The organism is Rhizobium sp. CF122, from assembly GCF_000282035.1.
Classification (GTDB): domain Bacteria; phylum Pseudomonadota; class Alphaproteobacteria; order Rhizobiales; family Rhizobiaceae; genus Rhizobium.
Genome location: NZ_AKKA01000008.1, coordinates 274,257 through 295,274 on the forward strand (window position 1 = coordinate 274,257; position 21,018 = coordinate 295,274).

Here is a 21,018-nt window from a genome sequence, read left to right on the forward strand (position 1 = left end):
CATTGCGCCAGGCGACATAATGGAAAGGGCGGCCGAAGCCGCCTGCCCTTTGCGTTTTCGTTATGCGGCACCAGGCCGATTGATCGTCAGGAAGTGACGGACAACAGGTTTCTCGGGACCGACATGGTAGGTCAGCACCTTGCCCTGCAGGTCGGCGTCGGCATTGGAGACCCGCTTGTGCTGGCGAAGATGTTCAGCCCAGGATTCCACCATGAACCATTCGACGATCTTCTCCGGGTCAGCCGAGTCCTCGGTGACACCCCAGCCATAGGCACCATCGCGGCGGCGTTCGATGGAAAGATGATCGATGGCGTGCAGGAATGCGCTGCGGTGCTGCTTCTCGACCTTGTACTCGATCAGGATCAGAACCGGACCACGGTCATGGGCAACGGGTTCCGCAACAAGTGGCTCAGGCCAGTGGTTGGACGGCACCATGTCGGCATCGCCTGCAGGAAGCTTCACGCGGTGCATGATGAACCCGGCGACAAGCAGTCCAGCGGCTCCGATGAGCAAGGTAGACCGGATGCCGACAGCTTCGGCGACAGCACCCCATCCGAGGCTTCCAGCAGTCATCGCACCATTGAAGACGGTCAGGTAGACGGCAAGACCACGACCGCGCACCCAGTTGGGTAGAACAGCCTGCGCTGCGCCGTTGAGCGTGGTCAGGGCGGTGATCCATGCGCCCCCGAGGAACATAAGAACGATGATGGCGACGATCTTCGGCGGGGCAAGCGACAGAACACCCAAGACGACTGCGGTGATCAGTGCTGCGCCAAGAAGCAGACCGTCCGAGCTCAGGGGTTCGCGAAGCCTCGGCATGACCAAGGCTCCACCGATCGCACCAGCTCCGACCGCTCCAAGTAGGATGCCGTAGAAGCTGGCATCACCACCGAGCAGTTGCCGGGCGACGAGAGGGAGGAGCGCCCAGACGGCGCTGGCGAAGGCGAAGAAGATGGCGGCCCGCAGAAGGACGACATGCAGCGGTTTGCTGGAGCGGGTGTAGCGAAGTCCGGCACGGAAGGCACCGAAGAAGTTCTCCTGAAGCGCGTCGTTTGCATTCTTCGCCCGTGGCCACCAGACCAGAGCTGCGATCACCACGGCGTAGCTTGCGACATCCGCGCCGTAGGTGATCCCGGCTCCAAAGGCTGCGAGAAGCAGGCCGCCCGCGGCAGGCCCGATGGAGCGGGCAATGTTGATGCCGAGCGAGTTCAGCGCCACGGCGCTCTTGACGTCCTCGCGTTTGACCAGTTCGGGAACAATGGCCTGCCATGTCGGTCCCATCAGAGCAGCGCCAATGCCGCCGAGGAAGGTCAGACCGATCAGCGCGCTGACCGACAGCATGCCCGTCTGGGACAGGACCATAAGCGAGATGCTGACGGATGCCAGCAGGAGCTGGACGGCGATCAGGAACTTGCGGCGATCAAGGATGTCGGTGAGAACGCCCGCAGGAATGGCAAGCAGGAAGATCGGCAGGGTTCCGGCCGCCTGGACCATGGCGACCGCGGCCGGCGATGCCGAAAGATCCGTCATCAGCCAGGAGCTGGCGACGTCGCGCATGAAAGTTCCGGTGTTGCCAAGGACGGTGGCGATCCACAGAACGGCGAAGACTGGCTGTGCGAGGGGCGCGAAGGTTCCGCCGGATGATTTTGCGGCACTCATTCGCCTGCTCCCTTGGTGAGGTCAAACGCTGCAACGAAGACGAAGGCGCCGGCGAGGCCGAGATGTTCAAAGAAAGCGTTGGTCGCCATCATGCGATCCATGCCAGGAGCCATCTCCCAGAAGCGTAGGGCGATGAACGTTGCCATGAGCGTGAAGCCCGCGAGGGCCAATGCTCCAGCCCAACGGAAGAAGCCCGATACCACCATGGCAGAAGCCGTCAGCTCGAACACGATGACGGCGACCGCGAAGAACGCGGCAGGATGAAGACCGAAATGATCCATCTCAGCCAGTGCGCCGTTGAAGTCGAAGATCTTGGTAAGCGGACCCTGTATGTAGGCAGCGCAGAGTGCGAGCAGCGAAACGGTTCGCGTGATCGGAGAGGCCATGATGCGCGTCAGGCCGCTTAGGATCGGGTTCGACGTGGGGGATAGGTGGGTCATAATCTGCTCCTGCATGTTCGCCGCGAGCGGCTGCTTTTGATGGAGCGATATTGACTGGTTGCAGCGGCGCCAACAATTGCAGCAATAGTTTCGATTTAATTGCAAAAGCAGCAATTATGAAGTGATGCTCGGGTGACTGGATGCCACCCGAGCTAAGGCTCGTCAGACGGCCCAGCAGGAGCAACCGAGTGCGCCAAAGAACCCCTTGAGGTCGGCGATCGGAAGCTTGGATGTCCAAGCTCCGGCATGGTCGTGGCCGTGCACGCCGCAATCGCTGGCGCATCCGCATGTGGAGATGGCGGTGCGGCGCAAGGATCGAGCGCCCGCGCCCTCCGGTTCGCCCCAGGCCGCGTAGCCGCCGAACTTGCGTACTGGCGACCAGTCGGGCATCGCGGGCGGGATGTCGTTCTTGTCGAGCGTCTTGAAGTCGCCTGCACCGTAGACGATCTTGCCGCCGACCATGGTCAGTTCCGAGGTGAGGAACGAAATCTCGTCTTCGGCGCAGGAGAAGAAGTCCTTGTCCGGCACCACCAGATCGGCGAACTGACCCTTCTCGATGCGGCCCTTCTTGCCCTCTTCATTGGAGAACCACGTGACCTTCTCAGTCCACATGCGCAGCGCGGTCTCCCGGTCGAGGCAGTTGGCTCGCGGATAGAGTTGCATTCCGCCGATAGTCTTGCCGGTGACCATCCACGACAGCGAAACCCACGGATTGTAGGAAGCAACGCGCGTCGCATCGGTGCCTGCGGAGACATTCACACCCTTGTCGAGCATGCGGCGGATCGGCGGCGTAGCCTCGGCCACGCCGTGACCGTATCGCTCGACGAAGTATTCGCCTTGGTAGGCCATACGATGCTGAGTGGCGATGCCACCGCCGAGTGCGGCGATGCGGTCGATCGAGCGATCCGAGATGGTTTCGGCATGGTCGAAGAACCAGTTCAGTCCTTCGAGCGGAATGTCCCTGTCGACCTTCTCGAACACATCGAGGGCGCGGGAGATGGTCTCGTCATAGGTGGCGTGGAGACGCCAGGGCCAGCGGTTTTCTGCCAGTACGCGGACGACCTCTTCCAGCTCGCCTTCCATTTCCGGAGCCATTTCCGGACGGGGCTGGCGGAAATCCTCGAAGTCGGCAGCCGAGAAGACGAGCATCTCACCGGCACCGTTGTGGCGGAAGTAGTCGTTGCCCTGCTTGTATTTGACCGACTGCGTCCAGTTCAGGAAGTCCTGCTTTTCTTCCTTGGGTTTCTGGGTGAAGAGGTTGTAGGCCAGACGCACCGTCATCTGTTTCTCATCGGAGAGCTTCTGGATGACCTCGTAGTCGTCCGGATAGTTCTGGAAGCCCCCGCCCGCATCGATCACGCCTGTCACGCCGAGGCGGTTCAGTTCGCGCATGAAGTGACGGGTCGAGTTGACCTGGTAGTCCAGAGGAAGCTTTGGCCCCTTGGCGAGCGTCGAGTACAGAATGCCCGCATTCGGCTTCGCGAGCAGCATGCCAGTCGGGTTGCCGTTGACATCGCGCGTGATTTCGCCGCCGGGCGGGTTCGGCGTGTCCCGGGTGTAGCCGACTGCACGGAGAGCCGCACCGTTGAGCAGCGCCCGATCATAGAGATGCAGAAGGAAGACGGGTGTGTCGGGCGCGACAGCATTGATCTCCTCGATGGTCGGGAGGCGCTTTTCCGCGAACTGGTGTTCGGTGAAGCCGCCGACGACGCGAACCCATTGCGGCGCGGGCGTGATCGCCACCTGGCGCTTCAGCATGTCCATCGCATCGGCGAGCGACCGAACGCCGTCCCAGCGCAGCTCCATGTTGTAGTTCAGGCCACCACGAACGACGTGGGTGTGGTTGTCGATCAGACCCGGCAGGACGCGCTTGCCCCTGAGGTCGACGATCTTCGTGTTGGCACCAGCCAGCGCCATAATCTCGCTATCGGACCCGACTTCGAGAAACAGGCCATCCTTGATGGCGATCGCCGTGGCGTTCGGATTGGTCCGGTCAAGGGTCGTCACGTGGCCGTTGTGGAGGATCAGGTCGGGATGCATGGTGTCTACTCCGGTCTGGTTGGGATCGGCGGCTTTCGCCGGGGAGAAGAGGTTCGAGAACGCCAGGCTCGACGCGCCCCCAAGAAAGGATCGACGAGTCGTCATCAGCTCCGCTCCTCCGCTTTTACCGCTGCCTGATGGGCGAGGTCGATCCGATCGCTGCCCTTCGGTAGGTGGCCGAACATGTGCGGCTTGATCTGATGAAGCCATGAAACGGCTGCAGGCTCCCTGCTCCACAAGGTCTTTGCGAAAGGGATGATCTGTTCGCCGACGAGAATGCCGAGAAGGCCGACCAAGGCGATGACAGGCGGAGCCGGCGAGCGGACGTTCAGGAGGCTGTAGACGATGCCGACCAGCAGGCCTGCGCCGAGAGACAGGAGATAGATTTTCATGGGTTGTCCTTCACGATTACGGAAAGGCCGCTCCGACGGGGTTATCGGAGCGGCCTGATCAGGCCGTTACTTGGCTGGGTTCGGTCCGATGCGCTTGCCGTGCTTGACGCGTTCCTCTGCGCCGTGAACCATCGTGTAGGCGTAGTCGATGCCCATGCCGTATGCGCCGGAATGCTCCTTCACGAGGGTGGTGACAGCATCGTAGGTTTCCCTGCGGGCCCAGTCGCGCTGCCACTCGAGCAGGACCTGCTGCCAGGTGACAGGGATCACGCCTGCCTGAACCATCCGGTCCATCGCGTATTTGTGCGCGTCTGAGGACGTGCCGCCGGAAGCATCCGCGACCATGTAGATCTCATAATCCGGAACATCATGCAGAGCCGAGAGTGCGAAGGTTGTGTTGCACACTTCCGTCCACAGACCGGATACGACGATCTTCTTGCGGCCCTCGGCGGCATTCTTCGCCAGCGCGTCACGGACGTTCTGATCGTCCCAGGAGTTCATGGAGGTGCGTTCGAGGAGGTCGTTCTCCGGAAAGACGGCAAGCAATTCCGGAAACGTGTTGCCCGAGAAGGATTGCGTCTCGACCGTGGTGATCGTGGTCGGGACGTTGAAGATCCTGGCGGCCTTGGCGAGGCCGACGACATTGTTCTTCAGTACCTGGCGGTCGATCGACTGAACGCCAAAAGCCATCTGAGGTTGTTGGTCGATGAAAATCAACTGGCTGTTGGCGGGAGTGAGAACTTCGAGCTTGGACATGATATTTTCCTCTTCGGTTGTTTGGACCGCGAATGCGGCGGGTTATAAACTGGGCAGGGCCTGTCGGACGGACACCATGTCCTGGAACACGGCTCATAAGGCCCTGAGTAGGTCGAAACCGATGCTTTCATTCACTCGTTGCCTCGGCTGCTGAAAGGAAACGTAGTGTGATTTGCGCTTGGGCAAAATTGCAATATTAATTGCGAATGAGTTGCCTTTGTCGCAATAATTACTTGGAAGTTCGGTTGACCTGCGGACGTCGCACGAGGCTGCTTTACGCGACCATTCGGTCCAAAATTTACTCAAGAAAATTTCATTCGGACTGGCGGCGCTGAGGTAGTTTGCAGTGTCGCTGTTCACGCTATTCGGCGTGGAGCGATTTGGCTGAATTCGCTTGGGCGAGACAGCCCGTGGACAACAGGAGAGCGCAGTGTGAGCCGCGAAATGCTTGGCAGTTGGCCATTGAGCATTGACGCGACTAGATGGTGAGTACGCTGTACGCGCAGGGGTTCCATATCGCGATTCCTTTGTCTTCTGCTTAGTCTCAACAGGCGTTGCTCCAAATTCATAGGTCGATTTATGCCGAACCAGGAGACGAGCGCCATGTCACGGCACCTCCCATACAGGATAGGGCCATCACACACTCGGCGCTGTCCGACGATGGATCAAATCAGCCGTGGGAAATATCTTCAAAGGAGAGATGGGAGAAGCCCGTCATTGTGGAGTAACTATCCATGGATATGGACAAAGCCACTAAGGTGTGCCGGTATCATCGTCGTAGGCAGAAAACACGCCCGCAACCCAGTCTGCAAAGACCTGATACTTAAGGCTCGGAAACCGGCCCGCTGGCCTTACTATGTGAACAGGATAACGTGGTGGCGCCCAATCGTTCATGATTGGGACCAGGGCGCCACGAGCGATATGGGGCCGTGCCAAGAATTCGAATGTCTGCCCGATACCCAGTCCTGCTAATATTCCATGCAAATGCGCCGTCGCATCACTGGTGGAGAGCTTGATGGGGCCGTAGATCTCTATTTTCTCATCGCCTTTAATCAGTCGAACGGGTGCAGCTTTCAGACTACGTGCAAAAAAGTACTGCACGAAAATATGATCACGCTGCAGATCCGATGGCGAAGCTGGCACCCCGTGTTTTTCGAGGTACCACGGGGTTGCGCAGGTCACTATCTCAACGCTGCATAACTTCCTCGCAACAAGAGATGCGCTGGGCAGATCGCCGGCACGAATGACGCAGTCTATGCCCTCTTCGACGATGTCGGCCTGACGTTCTGTTACACCAAGATGCAACTCGATCTCTGGATAGAGCGCGTAAAACTCTGGCAACCGAGGGATCAGAATCGCATTCGCGAAGGTCCCTCCTACGTCAACCCGAAGTTTTCCCCTGGTGGCTAGGCGCCCACGGCTCGCCTCATTGTTCATTTCGTCGAAATCGGCGATCAGGCGAATGGCACGCTCGTAGTAAGCAACTCCCTCAGGTGTCACTGTGACTGAACGTGTCGTGCGTTCGAGCAGTTTGAGGCTCAAGCTTGCCTCTAGATCCTGAACAAGCTTACTCACGGTCGACCGTGGCGCACCCATCGTGTCTGCAGCCTTTGCAAAGGATCCGGCCTCGACGACGCGAACAAAGGCTCTGATCGCTCCCAATTGATCCATTGTCATCTCTCCATCGAAATTTATGTGTGCGGCGTCCAAAATTCGAAATGCCACCAGTTTTGAGTGGTATTGTCAGGCAGCCAATGGCTCGAGATTTGCCTGGATCTGATCGCGGAAAGCTTCATATCGGCCCGGTAGCTTGAGCGCTTCCCCAAGCTGAGCCGTGTCTTCGTCGCGATTGAAGCCCGGCTCGTTCGTGGCAACCTCGAACAGAACGCCACCCGGCGTGCGGAAGTAGATCGCCCAGAAATAGTCGCGATCGATGACGGGCGTGACCTGGTACCCTGTGTCCATTAAGGCCTTGCGCACCTCGAGCTGCTTCTCGCGGTTGTCGACGGCAAACGCGATGTGGTGAACCGATCCCGCCCCCTGACGCGCAAAGGGCATTTTCGGCAGGGATGCGAGATCGATCGTATCCGCTCCGTTGCCATTGGGGATGATGAAGCGAGTCACGTCGCCCTCCTTCTCGGCGCGCTGGTAACCCATGAAGCCGAGAAGCTCTTCCGTCGCTGCGGTGTCATGCAGGCTGAAGCGAGCGCCGGCGAAACCGCGGATGGCCGCATCGTCGGGAATTCCATCCGCCAGCCATGGCGCGCGGTTGTCGTCGGCGGACTCGATCAGCGCAAGAGCGTCGCCATCCGGACCCATGAAGCGAAGACGGTTGGCACCGAAGACAGTATCCGTTTCCAGACCGTCGACACCTTGAGCCGCGAAGCGATCCTGCCAGAACTTCAGCGAGCCCTTTGGAACCGAGAACTGCGTCTCACCGACCTCACCCGCGCCCGGACGACCAAGCATCATGTTCGGGAATGGGAAGTAGGTCATCACCGTGCCTGCGGAACCATTCTCGTCGCCGTAGTACAGGTGGTAGACGCTCGGATCGTCGAAGTTGACCGTCTGCTTGACGCGGCGCAGGCCCAGCGTGTCGGTGAAGAAGTGATTGTTCTGCCGCGCGTCCGATGCCATCGAAGTCACGTGGTGAAGTCCCTTGATGTCCTTGATCATGTCAGTGCCTTTCAATCAGCGTTGGTGTTCAAGTGTTGATATGAATGTAGGCCCGTTGATCACCGCGCGGAATTGCAATATTCCTTGTGATTGAATTGCCAAATTTGAAACAATGATATGAACGACTACAAAGCACTCCGAACCTTCCTCCTCGCTGCCGAAAAGCGGAATTTCGCCCAGGTCGCGCGCGAATTGGACATGACACCCGCAGCCGTGACACGGGCGATCGCCGCGCTCGAAGCGGAACTTGGCGTGCAGCTCTTTGTTCGCACGACTAGACAGGTATCACTAACGACTGATGGGGCCATCTTCGCCGCGCAGATCCAGCCCGCGGTGAAGACGCTTGAAGACGCGCGGCGCGAGGTGATGAACGCGCACAAGGCCGATGAGGGACGGCTTCGGATCAGTGCGCCGACGTGGTTCGGCAAGGTAGTGCTGCCGCCGATCCTTTCAGGATTCAAGGAACGATATCCGAAGATGAGCTTCGAGATTTCGCTGTCCGATGGATTGGTGAACATCGTCGATGACGACTACGACCTGGCGATCCGCATCTCATCCCAACCATCGGACAAGTTCACGATCTGGCGCAAGATCCGCGTCGTCCCTCGGATTCTTGTCGCGGCGCCCGGGAGTCGGTTCGTCGAAATGCAGCACCCGAACGAACTGACACCTGACGACTGCCTCGCCTATAGCGGTGAGAGCCGGCGCGAGAACTGGGTGCTGTCGGATGGTGGATCCAGCATGACGATTTCGGCAGGTCGGGCCTTCAGCGCCAATAGTGGCGAGGTTCTGGCGGACATGGCCGCCGACGGTGCGGGCGTTGCCATGCTACCGGGCTTTCACATCGCCGAATACCTGCGCACCGGACGCCTGGTACAGGTCTTTAAAGGATGGGCACCCCCAGAGTTGTGGCTGACGCTTTACTATCCCCCATATCAGGCCCTGCCTCCCCGGATCGCATCCTTCTCGAAGTTCTTCGAAGAGCAGGTCCCGGCGCACATGGTCATGCTGGATTGACGCTCAGTTAGGACGACGACCTCAGGCCGCTTGCTTTGCCTTGATCTGCTCGGCCACGAGCGCCTGCAGGTGCCAGAGGTTTCGGTCTCGGATCCCCTCGGCCTCAAGATCAACGATCGTGTTGTGCAGATATTGCGCGCACGATCCGCCTTGCCCGCAGGCGTTTGCGATGAGGTCCGCGGTGGTCTGGATCGGCAATGGCTTGGTGAGGCCGGATCGTCTGGTACTTGCCCAGAATGTCAGGGCGTTCTTCATGCCTTCAGGCGTCTGCACGCGAACCCACCGGACCATGTCGGCGACTTCGTGGTACTTGATCTCGCGCGCCACGAGCGCACGGAGATCCTGGCGGCGACGCTCTTCCGATAACCCGAGTACTACGCCATCACACCTCCCGCCGCGTTCGAGAGCCATCATCAGGCCTGGTTGTTCGCTGGTTGCCCGCCAACGTTCGATCCTCAGCGAAAACGATCGGTGCCATCCATATGCGGATGCTCGCATTCGGGCAGTCGGCTTGAACTCAGGATTCCAGATAAGGGAACCGTAAGCGAAGACCCAAATCGGTTCGCCGCCTACTTCTCGTTCAATCCTGTCGACGAGACAGTCAAGTTCCGCCTCGGAGAGTGGTGTCCAGCCCGGTTCTGGGCCATCGTCCAGGACGTCTCGCAACGTCAGGGCAACAAGCTCTGGGGTCAACAGCATCATGGTCCCGTTCAGAAATTCGTTCTGTGTTCAATAAAAGATCGGAGCCGCGATTGCTTTCACATCGCGGCTCCGTGTCTTGTTTAGGCCTGAACGAAGGCCAGAAGATCGGCGTTCAGCACGTCGGCATTGACTGTCAGCATGCCGTGCGAGAAGCCTGGATAGGTCTTCAGCGAGCCGTTCTTCAGAAGCTTGGCCGACTTCAACGCCGAGTCCGCGATCGGAACGATCTGGTCGTCTTCACCGTGCAGGACGAGCGTCGGAACCGTGATCGCCTTCAGGTCTTCCGTCTGGTCGGTTTCGGAGAAGGCCTTGATGCCGTCGTAATGGGCCTTGGCACCGCCCATCATGCCCTGACGCCACCAGTTCTGGATCACACCCTCCTGAACCGCCGCGCCATCACGGTTGAAGCCATAGAAAGGACCGGCCGGAACATCGCGGAAGAACTGGGCGCGGTTGGCGGCGAGCGCCGAACGGAAACCATCGAAGACTTCGATTGGCAGGCCTTCCGGATTGCTATCGGTCTTCAGCATCAGCGGCGGTACGGCGGAGACGAGAACCGCCTTGGCGACGCGGCCGGCGGGCTGGCCGTGCTTGGCCACATAGCGGGCAACCTCGCCGCCACCCGTCGAGTGGCCGATATGTACGGCATTCTTCAGGTCGAGCGCTTCTGCGACGGCAAAGGCATCGGCCGCGTAATGATCCATGTCGTGACCATCGGCCACCTGAGCGGAACGGCCGTGACCGCGGCGGTCATGGCCGACGACGCGATAGCCCTTCGAGAGGAAGAACAGCATCTGTGCGTCCCAGTCGTCCGACGACAGCGGCCAGCCATGATGGAAGACGATCGGCTGCGCGTCCTTCGGACCCCAGTCCTTGTAGAAGATCTCAACGCCGTCCTTGGTGGTTACATATGCCATTGTCTTGTTTCCTTCGATTGGGTTGGTGGCGGGAGCAGCCGTGGCTGCGAAGCTGAGAGTGGGTGAAATTGCCATGCTCGCTGCGGCGGCGCCTGCGGAGAGCAGTGCGCCCCTGCGTGTCATGGAAGAAAGGCTCTGGGTCATCTCGCGTCCTGCGATTTGGTGATTGAGAACTTCAGGCGACGCTGAGTTCGTCTGACGGATGGATAATGCGGCGGGATCCACAAACCCACAATTGCGATAATAGTTTTCACTTTATTGTCCGTTATGCAATAATGGGCGTTGGCTTCCTATCGTGGGGTCCTGCTTCTGACCGGCGATGTGCTGTCATTGTGGTCGCTCTGCCAGTTACGTGCGGAGCACGTGAATAAACACGGAGCCAGCGTTACGTTCGGCAGGTTAGGCTGCGATCGCTCGGCGAATACCAACGGTGACTGTTGCGTAACACGCTTCCCATGCCTGAAAGCCCAATCGGGAGCCCGCTGACCGCTCGTCGCCCCTCACGCTCGCGCCCAGCTCAACGAGGAGCGCGTCCGACTCTAGGCACCCGCAGCAGATGCCGCACCCGTCCTCGTCGAAGTCGCTCGCGCTTCTTGCCCGGCGGCAACAGTCGCAGATGACGGTGCCGCGACCGGAACGGGCCGGCGCCAGAATCTCGAGTAACAGATTTTCGACAGCGTGCACGGCAGGTTGCCGTCGCTAAAACCTCCCGAGCGCTCTGCCCGCGATTTCCTGAACGAACTGGGTTTTTCTGACGTGTAGCGATCTCCGTCATATGGGAACTGTTCCAGCAAGCCGCTGATCAGCAGGCCGCCTCTTCAAAAACGAACACTCCTTAGCGACATCGTCGTTGCGACGGCGGTAGTCGCGAAACACTAATCGACGCTCATGAGTTTGATTTCCTGGAGGGCAAAGATACACCCGAAGCTTGGGGATGGAATTCGACATGAATGCCCAATCAACTGCCGCCGGATAAGGTATGAAATTCTGCGTCGCCACGCCCACAGCGGCAAGGAGAGTGTTGGCATACGAGTTGCTGTTGAAAAATAAATCATGCGGAAGCGTGTTGGCAATTTCAGCGATGTCGTCACGAACTTGGAGAAGAAGCTCCCAGACATCATCCGGCGACTCACCGTGACTAAAAGTGATCGTCGTTTCCGCGTAGTGCGCTGGAGAGAAGTCATCGTTTGGAACTTCGAACGGCGAATTGTGCGGCTCTACAACCCAATGCCCCAAGGTAAGAAGCTTGGGCGCTTGCGCCTCTAGCTCAATACCATCATAGACTAACTGAAGGTGACCAAAATAACATCTGACGAAGGTATAGAAATAAGCTTTCCAGCAGGTCGTATATCAGTCATATAATCAACTTCGATCGATTTGTGGCGATGTTTATTCTCTCTCTACTGTAACGTTAAAATCGTCTAGTATTTCACCATTATAATATGCTATAAATCCAAACGCATAAGGTGTAATTGCGTATGGAATAGTCGCCTCTACTGTATTCCATTTTATTTTGCATTTTCGGTTTACTTTACTGCATACGAAACCTAGCGTGCGTCCATCAGGGCCAAGCCGAGAATAAGACGATTCAACTAATTTAATATCGAATTGAGCAAGCCATGTTCTGATCTTGTCTTCGCTTTGAAGTTCTTCGATGATCCGAAAAAAACACACCCAAAGGTCGCTTTTTTCACGGAATTTCTGCCATTGCGGTTCCAAAGTGAGATTGGAGCTTAGGTCGATGCAGCTCTCGACAGTCGGCCATTTCAAGAGCGAGTGAGCCAAATCCGCGTCACCACTCTCTTTGGCAATTCGCACAATGGCGCTAGTTTGCGATGCTAAAGTCAAATCGCCATCGAGCGGCGAAAGCGCGAAAAGAATTGCTGCGGCAACGCTGACAGATAGCAATTGATTGGAAATGATCCCCACGGCTGCCCCCAAGGCGCGGTTTCGACATTATCAATCCCCCACTTCTACATGCGATGTGACGTAGGTATCAACTTATTTACCCAGGATTGCCGTCTCCTTCCATCGGAACTCAGATTACCAAAAGTTGTCAAATGAAATGACATCAATAGGTTTCATAAATCGCGCAATGATCTGTTTACGGGTCATCGACTGGGCGGTCGCCAATGTGAGCACCGTGACTGGCAGAACTCTCCCAACGTACATGGGTTAGCGTCGACCGAGGCAATCATATCGAAGTGTGGGGCCGGACCCCTGGAAAGCGCAGACAGCCAATGACCGCAATTGGACCTCGAGAAAGCGCGTCTTAATCAATGTCGGTCACCGCGATGCGGCCAGCATGACGTCCGCACCGTCCATGACATAGGTCGCATAGCGATGGTCGCGGATCAGGCTTATCTTTTGCCCGAGCCATTCGAGCAGCATGAAATATGAAGGACCGCCCGACGGTTCGGCTGATACCAGCAATATCTCCCGGCCTTCCAGCCAAGCCGGTTCGATCCTGACCCGCGGATATTCGGCATAATAGGTGAAAAATCGACCGACGTCGGCGGCACCAGAGATTTCCGGCCGTCGCGCCTGACGAAGCCGAACATCCTGCGCCAGCATGCGACGCAAAGCGTCCCAGTCTCGGGCGTTGAAGAGCGCTGCAAAGTTCAGGACCTCGGGACGCGGCGGTGGCGGAACCTCGGACCGCACGTCGGAGATGGCGCGCAATCTTGCCCGACCGCGCGACAGATGGGCCTTGACGGCATCGACACTCAGTTCCAGCAGCGCTGCGATGTCCGCAAGCGACTCTCCCAACACATCCTTGAGGATCACCGCGCTGCGTTGCGGCACCGGCAATTCTGCAAAGTGGCCCAGGGCGACCCGCACCGCGTCCTGCCGGATCAGCGCGTCCTCCGGACCGACGGCGCTGATATCGGCCAGATCGAAAGCCATCTCGAGGGGCTCCGATCGGAGCGTACTGCGCTGGCGCAGGGCATCTATGGCTCGATTGTGGACAATGCGAAATAGCCAGGGTCGCAGCGGCGTGCCCGGCGGGATCGAGCCAGCCGTCGCAAATACCCTGGCAAACGCGTCCTGAATCACATCCTCGCCGTCGATCACCGAACCCACCAGACGGGCAGCATAGCGGTGCAGTTCGGGGCGAAGCGCGTCCGCTTCCCTGGCCAGGGCCGCGAGCAGAGTTTTCCTCTCTTCGTCTTCGAGAGCAGCGTCTTCTGTCATTCGATGACCGTCACACCCGTATCCCCACGCACCGCGTAGACCATGGCCTCGGCGAGGCCCGTCCTGCCGATCAGCTCGGCGACCATATCGCCAAAAGCCCGCGGCGTCATGTCCGGCCAGGTGGTGGCCTGTTCGGCGAATGTCCGACCCGCCGCCGCGGCATAGGCCGCGATGCCGGTATCGCCCACACCGGTTCCGGCGAACATCTGCCGGGGAACGATGACCCGGAAGCGCAGACCCAGGCCGAGTTCCGCCGACAGGCCCTCGGCATATTTTGCAATGAACCACTGCGCGCGCTTGGCTCCCGCATAACCGCCCGATAGCGGCGACCCCTGCACGGCGGCTCCGCTGGAGACCAGGACGACAAGCCCGCCCGGCGTCATCGGCAACGTCAGAGCAGCCTGTACCCAGTGCAGCGCGGCCTTGACGTCCACATTCCAGTTGGTCGTGAATGCCTGCCAGCCAATCCGGTCGATCCGTTCCATGGGCGGTTCCGCTCCAGCATTCATGATGACGAGATCTGGTCGCGTCTGCTCCATGATCCGCCATGCCGTGTCGACATCGGTTGCATCAGCCGATATGGCGGTGACGGTCGATTGCTCGCCTGGCCCCTGCACGGCAGCCGCGTTTCGGGCTACCACGGTGACTTCGGCCGCGCGAACCACAAATGCCTCGGCGAGCCCCCTCCCCAAGCCGCGGCTCCCGCCGACAACCACGATTCGCTTTCCTTCCAGATCCATCTCTCAGTCCTCATTTGGCTCGAGTCCGACCGCTCGACGACGGTCGCAACAACGACGTTCCAACGAGGTGAAAAGAGTCATCGCCAACAGCGATTTGCGGAGGCCAGCGTCTAAAAGTCTGACTCCTCCGAAATTCGACGGTGATCGACCTCGGCCTAGAACGGATCAACACAGACCGGCAAGTGCGGCTTGATCCTGCGATGCCCACTTCGTGGACAGACACAACGGAGGTCTTATCTTCGTGGCTTTGGTGATGTTCCCAGGATGGCAGCAAACGGCAACTTCGCGCCGCGAAGCTGCCGTCGCTCTCCCCTATGCTGGTGGCAATTGCGACCGGATATCTGAGGCTGCGAAGATAGGCACCGGTCTGATTGCGTGCGCCATCGCCGTTGGTGCCACGCTTGTATTTCTGATTCTCAGCTCGCAGGGTTTGCTACCTGGAGTGATTACTCCTTTCGCGGCTGCCCCGAAGCCGTACAATGCAGCGATGCGGAGGCCGTTATGTGGGGCATGGCGTGGGCCGCACCTGCCAGCCCAGTGCTCGCTGCCACCACAGGTTGGCTGGCCTTTCGAACATTCCGTGCGAGATAGTCGGATTGATGTGAGCGCTTGTGGCGTAACAAGGCCGAAGGCTCAGCAGTACTGTCAGCCGAAAGCGGATGCCACCGTTTTCCAGTTCATGACGAGCCTTTTGCAGTCCATCCACCGTTCCGCCCCCCCGGATCGGAGGCGGTTATGCTCGCCTGAAGGCGCTCAGGTTACAAATGGCATGATATCTACGCCATCACCAGGAAACACTGTGATGTGCGGGTGGTCCTCAAACAGCCGTGCGGCGGCCTCAGCGGTTTCCGCCTCGACCACCAGGTAACCGCAGAACGGGTTTACAGCTTTGGCGACCCCGTCCTTGGTGATACGGGTCGTTTTGCCGACCATGCCGCCACGATCAAGGATGAACGCAGCGTTTCTTTCCTCCCACGTTGCCCACTGCGCTATGCCAATGGCGTCAATTGCATCCTGCTCGGCTTTTGGCAGTCTTCGAAAAGACGAGAGGTCTTCGGGCTTCATAGTGTAAACGGCAAGAAAACGTGGCACTGGTGCTTTCTCCATATGCTTAGATTGTTGGTCAGCTTACACGTCTCGCATGGAAAATCACCCGTTGCCCCGCGCCAGGGCCGCCTTCGGGCCCATAGCGGTCATGACAGTTCGCTCTACGGCTTCCGCCCCTCGAAGCGCGGCTTGCAAGCTCGAACTCAATCATTTTTTCAAGTGCCTTTTGAGTGCGTTCCCGTGTCTGCTTGTCATCACTGCCGGCATCGGTTCACCAAGGCCATGGGCCTTCCGGCCCAGTGAAGCTTCCCGTCGGGCTCTCCATGTCCAACGCGGCCAGAACAAGCGGGCGCGCGCCCACCTCGACGCTGTCGGTTCCTTGGAAATCGTTGATTGCGGTTGCGGTGTAGCTTGGACTGACCGCACGGACCTTGACGCCGGTGTTCTCAAGTTCGATCGCAAGTGCCAAGGTCATGGCGTTGAGCGCTGCCTTGGATGCGGGATAGGTAACACCGAAGTGGGACCGGAATGGAAAGTTCGGGTCGGAATTCAGCGTCAGTGAACCCACACCGCTGGAAACGTTCACGATCCGCCCCGACGATGAAGATCGGATCAGTGGTAGCATCGCTTGCGTGACGGCGAGAGCGCCGAAGACGTTGGTCTCGAAGACCGCCCGGATCTCGTCCAGCGGCGCGACACTCGCTGCGCTCGCGCGTATGACTTCCTGACCCGATGCATAGCGGCCTGATTGGATGATCGCAGCGTTGTTGACGAGGAGATCGAGGCGGCCAAATTCGGAACTGACTCGTTCCGCCGCCTTCGCGATACTGATCGGGTCGGTGACGTCAAGTTCTATGGCGGATGCACCTTCCCCTATCTCCTCGGCGGCCCTCTGCCCGTTGGCCAAATTGCGTGAGCCGACCAGAACGATGTATCCGTGATCGACCAATTCCTTGGCGACCTGCTTTCCAAGTCCTTTGTTCGCCCCGGTTACGAGGGCTACCATGTTGTCTTCCATTACTTCTCTCCACAGTGCTGTCGATCTATGAGATGGCAGCGGGGCCAATCTCTTGCGGGTGACGGAAGCCGCGTTGTGGCGTTCCATCACAACGCGATATGGACACGAGCTAACATCGGCGGTAGTACATACAAAAAAGTAAGTGTGAGAAAAATTCGATGAACGATGTTCAAAGCACATGTGGCCTCGACGTCTCGTTGGCGGTCATCGGCGGCAAATGGAAACCGTTGATCTTGTATCATCTCCAAGGCGGGCCAAAGCGGTTCGCGGAGGTCAGACGTCTGGTAAAAGGCATCAGCGAGAAGGTTCTGATCCAGCAGTTACGCGAACTCATGGCGGTTGGCGTGCTGATCCGTCATGATCATCAGCAGGTGCCGCCGATGGTAGACTACTCGCTCACGCCGTTCGGCGAGACGCTCGTGCGCGCTTTGATTCCGCTTTGCGAGTGGGGCACGCTGAACCGACAGCACGTAGCAAGCGTTTTGCTTACAGCCTAGAAGCCTGGCCGAAGTCCGCGAACGACCCGGGCGGTGAACAAAACGGCGTTAGCTGATTAGGCCCTTACTGGGTGACGCATTCGAGAACCGTCGCCGAAAACATGGTGCGTTGGAGGCGGCGTCTCGACTGGTTTTGCAAGCTGACGCTCGTAGAGCGAAAGCTAGCCAAGACCGCTTTTGGCGCGTTCCGGCCGAACGCGTTGTCGCCTTCCGGGCCCATTGCGGACATGCTTCGATTCGCGCTGGGGTGGACCATGAACTTGGCGTAGCCGGACGTTTCACTCCATCACTTCGCCCGGCCTACGGAAGTTCGATCTCGCCGTCCACCACGTGATTAAGCCCGGTGCCTTCCGCCGTTAGCGTTATGCGGACCTTCAACTTCTTGCCGCCGACCTGCCCCTTGCGCACCGTCTCCTCGATCTTGCGCTGCGACGTGATGCCGACTTCCTTCAGGAATTTGCGGATCGACATGTTGAAGGCGTCTTCGCTCATGGCGGAACTCCTCTATGTGCGAAAGAGATTGTAATGGAAGGTAAATCGTCAAGGAAGCAGGTAGTGACGCGCCGTGCCACAGAATCCGGTGTGAAGAATTTCGGTCAACTAGATCGGCGTAGGGGCGGCTTTGGGTCGAGACGCGACCTTTGCGACATCAGTGGCAAGGTCCCGAAGTGGCGCAGAGCGGTCACCTGCCGATGACCGCCGTCGTTAGTGCAAGGTCATGTCAGAAGCGGTTATCCACACCCGTCCGTCATATGCCAGCTGGCCCTCTGAGAACTTGCGATCGGCAATACTCTCATACACATGAAGATAGCGGAGGATACCTTGGATCATATCTCCTGCGCCAGCAGGCATTGCATCATTAGAGATGCATACTGTCTGATGCAGGTTTCCTTCCGTCATCACTAAGACAGCATAACTGCCATATAGCCGTATTTTGCCGGGCATGGTGGCGAGCGACATAGCGTCCTCCTCGAAATTCTTCCGACGGCGTTTCGCTTTCGGATAGCTAAGGAGCTATGGTTAACGAATGGTTAAGCAGCAGCAATCTGGCAATTTGGACTGATCACACGACAAAAAGACGCAGTGTGACGCGGTCATCAGGCTAAGGTTGAATAGCGTCTTGCCGTTGGGTAATCGAAAGGCGAGAATCGACGGAACGGTGAACGGCATTCAGCCATGTGGAGCACGCATTCTATTCCGCAGGCCGCCCAAGCTACCCGGACACTGACGGTCAGGTCGACCGGCTGAACACTGCATTTGCGTTCACTAATCGAAGGGCTACTCGGCGATACTTATCGGACACCCACGTCGTTGGAGGGATTCAACTTCCGTTAAGTTAAATGACCTAGCCTTCTATCGAACTTTAATAAAATCAATTGTTTCTGGGTGCTGCCTATCATGGGCGACAGCAGTCTTATCTTATACATTCCGCCTGTTTTGTTCAGCATCGTTGCGCTCGCGTTTCTTTTGCTCTGGCGTCTGAAGGTCACCCCGGCCTGGCAATGGGCCGCTGGGTTCGCTCAAACTGCCGCAGGCTTCGTTGTCTCGACTTTCTTCACCGAACCGTATTTCGCGGCATTCGCTTCCGGGATGATCTTCATTGGAGCAGCTTATTGCTATGGCAGCGGCCTAATGGAGCACTTCAAGACACTTCAGCATAACGGCCCGCGTTTGGCTTTTGTCGCGTGCTACACAATCGCATTGGTCTACGCGGTTTATTGGAAGGCGAGCTTGGTCGACCAGTTGTTTCTTACGGATGCCGGATTTGCCTTCCTTCTAGGCTGGTCTATTTGTGTGGTAACTGGAAGAGCCTCCCGTGCGATCGATAAAGCATTGATTGCAACAACTTGGATTGTTGTCCTCGACTGTGTTGTTCGGACGGTCTTTTTCACCTTTTTTTCGAATTCCAGCGACAACTTGAGTGATTTCGCGACATCGCTCTACAATCTCGAAGTGACTGTCAGCACAATCACCATATGTATGTTCTTCCCGTTTACGGCTCTTGGAGCAAGCGCAACTGCGGCCATCGACCGACACAGGACGGCAGCTAGTACCGATGAACTAACCGGGCTTCTCAACCGGCGGGGATTTAGAGACGCGATCTTAAGTGATTTCGATTCAGGCACTCCTCGGGGGGCGCTTATCATCTGCGACATAGATCATTTCAAGGGTGTAAACGACACGTATGGTCATGCAATGGGTGATCGGGTCATTCGAGCGCTTGCGAACGAGCTAGAGCGCAACGTCGCTTCGTGTGGCCGCATTGCCAGATTTGGCGGCGAGGAGTTCGTAGCGTTCATTCCGCACGCTTCGATTGAAGACGCGGTTGGCATCGCAGAATCGATCCGGAGCGGTTTCGCGGCAAGGGATTGGCGAAAGCAGGGGCTGGCCCATAGCGTTACGGTGAGCTGTGGCATCTCGTCTATAGATGAGTGCGAAACCACCCTCGACCCCGCCGTCGATCGGGCCGACAGCGCTCTGTATGCAGCTAAGGAAGCCGGTCGGAATTCGGTCTTCTTTCGCAGTCCTCACGGCGTGCCAGACACCATCAGCAGCGATATGGGCAAACTGTTTGCTGCCTCGTCTAGGGTGTCGAAATGAAGCGGTCGTATGCGTCCAAGACGGAATAACGCACGGCGGCGCTTCGTATGCGGGTCAGGAGATGGTGATGATAGCAGGTGGCTGTTTGTGCGGCGCGGTGCGATACGAGTGTGAAGGTGATCCGGAATGCTCATTGGTGTGTTATTGCCGTGATTGCCAAAAGGCTTCCGGCTCGGGCCATGTTCCCGCGATGAGTATGCCCCGCGAGAAAGTCACGATTATTGGTGCTACAAGAAGCTACGCGGCACCGGGGGGAAGTGGGAAGATTACAGTCCGCCACTTTTGTCCCGCCTGTGGCAGTCTTCTGTTTGCCACACCTGAAGTCATTCCCGACTTCATAAACATCTACGCAGGCACGCTTGACGATCCGTCAGTGTTCAAGCCGACGTGGTCATTCTTTCCGCATAAGCATGCTCCTTGGGATCGTGTTCCAGACGACCTACCAGAGCTGCCGCTTTCCACCTGACGTGTGTGTGAAGTCCCTTTCTGCATGCGCAGGCGAGTCTGGAGCATGCGCACAAAAGGCACCCTTGTCATTGCGCCGCGCGATCAGGGCGTCTGACGGTACTTATCAAGGATCCGACCCCTTCATAGGGCCAAAGCGATGCTTCAGCGATTGGGCCCGCATCAAGGGACAAAACTCTTCTTTACGTTTGGCGGAATGTCTAAATTGCGCCCACGTAGAAGGATACTCCGCATGGGCCTGCTGGCTGAAATTCAGAACGACGCTCTCTCCGACACTGTTCCGGTTGCCACGTTGCTTCGAAAGGTGATGGTACTTGCTGCCAACTAGCTCTCCATCTCGTAGATAGCCGCATTGTCCTGAACATCGCGCAGTCCTTTGTACGACGCCGCGCGAAGCTTCCCGTCATGCGTCCATGCTCGGTACTCGATCTCCGCGATCAGCGTGGGCTGGACCCACACCAGGTTCTTTCCCCGGCCCGTATACTCAATGGTAGGACGCTTTCGTTTCAACCGGTCCAGCTTGCGTCGGAGCTGGTCGGCGTTCTGCTCGTTGAACCCTGTTCCGACCGAACCGACGTAGACATAGTCATTTGCCTTCCGAGCAGCCAGAATAAGGCTGCCGATCCCGGCGCGTGCGACGCCCGACTGCTCGTAGCCGACGATGATAAAACTGTCGCTCTGGGTCGTCTTGATCTTGATCCAGTCACTGGTCCGACCAGATATGTAGGCGCTGTCGCGGTTCTTTGCGATGATGCCTTCGAGGCCGTGCTCTCTTGCTGCTTCGAAGATATCCATTCCGTCGCCGTCGATCTCGTCAGATAGGCGCACAGCCTGCGGATTCCGAGGCAATCCGCCC

The 21,018-nt window shown here is 58.1% G+C and carries 22 protein-coding genes; 4 read left to right on the forward strand and 18 right to left on the reverse strand.

What is annotated here, in order from left to right:
• Positions 1-60 precede the first annotated feature (60 nt).
• The 7 genes from PMI09_RS01745 to PMI09_RS01775 all read right to left on the reverse strand — a co-directional run bounded on the left by PMI09_RS01745 (position 61) and on the right by PMI09_RS01775 (position 7,963).
• The gene (locus PMI09_RS01745; protein ID WP_007788248.1) at positions 61-1,659 is read right to left on the reverse strand and encodes an MFS transporter; all 1,599 of its coding nucleotides are present in this window, start codon (positions 1,657-1,659) and stop codon (positions 61-63) included.
• Positions 1,656-2,099, reverse strand: coding sequence for a DoxX family protein (locus PMI09_RS01750; protein ID WP_007788249.1), 444 nt, complete (start codon positions 2,097-2,099; stop codon positions 1,656-1,658). Before PMI09_RS01750 ends, PMI09_RS01745 begins: the two co-directional genes overlap by 4 nt.
• A 162-nt stretch (positions 2,100-2,261) precedes the next feature.
• Complete coding sequence (locus PMI09_RS01755) at positions 2,262-4,244, reverse strand: amidohydrolase (RefSeq protein ID WP_007788250.1); 1,983 nt, start codon at positions 4,242-4,244, stop codon at positions 2,262-2,264.
• Positions 4,244-4,531 (reverse strand): XapX domain-containing protein, encoded by a 288-nt coding sequence (locus PMI09_RS01760; protein WP_007788251.1) that lies wholly within the window; start codon positions 4,529-4,531, stop codon positions 4,244-4,246. Before PMI09_RS01760 ends, PMI09_RS01755 begins: the two co-directional genes overlap by 1 nt.
• A 66-nt stretch (positions 4,532-4,597) precedes the next feature.
• A complete protein-coding gene (locus tag PMI09_RS01765; RefSeq protein WP_007788253.1) occupies positions 4,598-5,287 on the reverse strand; it encodes a hydrolase in 690 nt (229 codons plus the stop codon).
• Between the two features lie 753 nt (positions 5,288-6,040).
• Positions 6,041-6,958 carry a LysR family transcriptional regulator gene (locus tag PMI09_RS01770; protein WP_007788257.1) on the reverse strand — a complete coding sequence of 306 codons (918 nt, stop codon included), beginning with the start codon at positions 6,956-6,958 and terminating at the stop codon, positions 6,041-6,043.
• 72 nt (positions 6,959-7,030) lie between these two features.
• Positions 7,031-7,963 (reverse strand): VOC family protein, encoded by a 933-nt coding sequence (locus PMI09_RS01775; protein ID WP_007788258.1) that lies wholly within the window; start codon positions 7,961-7,963, stop codon positions 7,031-7,033.
• A gap of 117 nt (positions 7,964-8,080) precedes the next feature.
• Here PMI09_RS01775 and PMI09_RS01780 point away from each other — a divergent pair, with 117 nt between their 5' ends.
• Entirely contained in the window at positions 8,081-8,980 is a 900-nt protein-coding gene (locus PMI09_RS01780; protein WP_007788259.1) for a LysR family transcriptional regulator, read from the forward strand.
• A gap of 21 nt (positions 8,981-9,001) precedes the next feature.
• On the opposite strand, the gene PMI09_RS01785 is transcribed toward PMI09_RS01780, so the two are convergent.
• From PMI09_RS01785 to PMI09_RS01815, 8 genes are all read right to left on the reverse strand, one after another.
• Positions 9,002-9,679, reverse strand: a complete 678-nt coding sequence (locus tag PMI09_RS01785) for a gamma-glutamylcyclotransferase (RefSeq protein ID WP_007788262.1) — start codon at positions 9,677-9,679, stop codon at positions 9,002-9,004.
• An 83-nt stretch (positions 9,680-9,762) separates the two neighbouring features.
• Entirely contained in the window at positions 9,763-10,599 is an 837-nt protein-coding gene (locus PMI09_RS01790) for an alpha/beta fold hydrolase (protein ID WP_037081510.1), read from the reverse strand.
• A 771-nt stretch (positions 10,600-11,370) separates the two neighbouring features.
• On the reverse strand, positions 11,371-11,835 hold the full coding sequence (locus PMI09_RS31135) for a hypothetical protein (RefSeq protein WP_157213316.1): 465 nt from the start codon (positions 11,833-11,835) through the stop codon (positions 11,371-11,373).
• 153 nt (positions 11,836-11,988) lie between these two features.
• Entirely contained in the window at positions 11,989-12,528 is a 540-nt protein-coding gene (locus PMI09_RS31140) for a hypothetical protein (RefSeq protein WP_007788265.1), read from the reverse strand.
• Positions 12,529-12,885: 357 nt separating this feature from the next.
• Positions 12,886-13,794 (reverse strand): RNA polymerase sigma factor, encoded by a 909-nt coding sequence (locus tag PMI09_RS01800; RefSeq protein WP_007788267.1) that lies wholly within the window; start codon positions 13,792-13,794, stop codon positions 12,886-12,888.
• Entirely contained in the window at positions 13,791-14,534 is a 744-nt protein-coding gene (locus tag PMI09_RS01805) for an SDR family NAD(P)-dependent oxidoreductase (protein WP_007788269.1), read from the reverse strand. Before PMI09_RS01805 ends, PMI09_RS01800 begins: the two co-directional genes overlap by 4 nt.
• Positions 14,535-15,287: 753 nt before the next feature.
• Positions 15,288-15,626, reverse strand: coding sequence for a hypothetical protein (locus PMI09_RS01810; protein WP_007788273.1), 339 nt, complete (start codon positions 15,624-15,626; stop codon positions 15,288-15,290).
• Positions 15,627-15,852: 226 nt separating this feature from the next.
• On the reverse strand, positions 15,853-16,599 hold the full coding sequence (locus PMI09_RS01815; protein WP_007788274.1) for an SDR family NAD(P)-dependent oxidoreductase: 747 nt from the start codon (positions 16,597-16,599) through the stop codon (positions 15,853-15,855).
• A 158-nt stretch (positions 16,600-16,757) separates the two neighbouring features.
• Here PMI09_RS01815 and PMI09_RS01820 point away from each other — a divergent pair, with 158 nt between their 5' ends.
• A complete protein-coding gene (locus PMI09_RS01820; protein WP_007788275.1) occupies positions 16,758-17,096 on the forward strand; it encodes a winged helix-turn-helix transcriptional regulator in 339 nt (112 codons plus the stop codon).
• 300 nt (positions 17,097-17,396) lie between these two features.
• Here PMI09_RS01820 and PMI09_RS01825 read toward each other — a convergent pair whose 3' ends face one another.
• The gene (locus PMI09_RS01825; protein ID WP_007788276.1) at positions 17,397-17,588 is read right to left on the reverse strand and encodes a DUF6494 family protein; all 192 of its coding nucleotides are present in this window, start codon (positions 17,586-17,588) and stop codon (positions 17,397-17,399) included.
• Positions 17,589-17,801: 213 nt separating this feature from the next.
• The gene (locus tag PMI09_RS01830; RefSeq protein ID WP_007788277.1) at positions 17,802-18,056 is read right to left on the reverse strand and encodes a hypothetical protein; all 255 of its coding nucleotides are present in this window, start codon (positions 18,054-18,056) and stop codon (positions 17,802-17,804) included.
• A gap of 438 nt (positions 18,057-18,494) precedes the next feature.
• Here PMI09_RS01830 and PMI09_RS29650 point away from each other — a divergent pair, with 438 nt between their 5' ends.
• Both PMI09_RS29650 and PMI09_RS32750 read left to right on the forward strand, forming a co-directional pair.
• Positions 18,495-19,697 (forward strand): GGDEF domain-containing protein, encoded by a 1,203-nt coding sequence (locus PMI09_RS29650; RefSeq protein WP_007788278.1) that lies wholly within the window; start codon positions 18,495-18,497, stop codon positions 19,695-19,697.
• A 67-nt stretch (positions 19,698-19,764) separates the two neighbouring features.
• Positions 19,765-20,163, forward strand: a complete 399-nt coding sequence (locus tag PMI09_RS32750) for a GFA family protein (protein ID WP_007788279.1) — start codon at positions 19,765-19,767, stop codon at positions 20,161-20,163.
• Positions 20,164-20,486: 323 nt separating this feature from the next.
• Here PMI09_RS32750 and PMI09_RS01840 read toward each other — a convergent pair.
• Positions 20,487-21,018: ATP dependent DNA ligase (locus PMI09_RS01840; RefSeq protein WP_007788282.1), on the reverse strand; the 532-nt coding region annotated here is incomplete at its 5' end.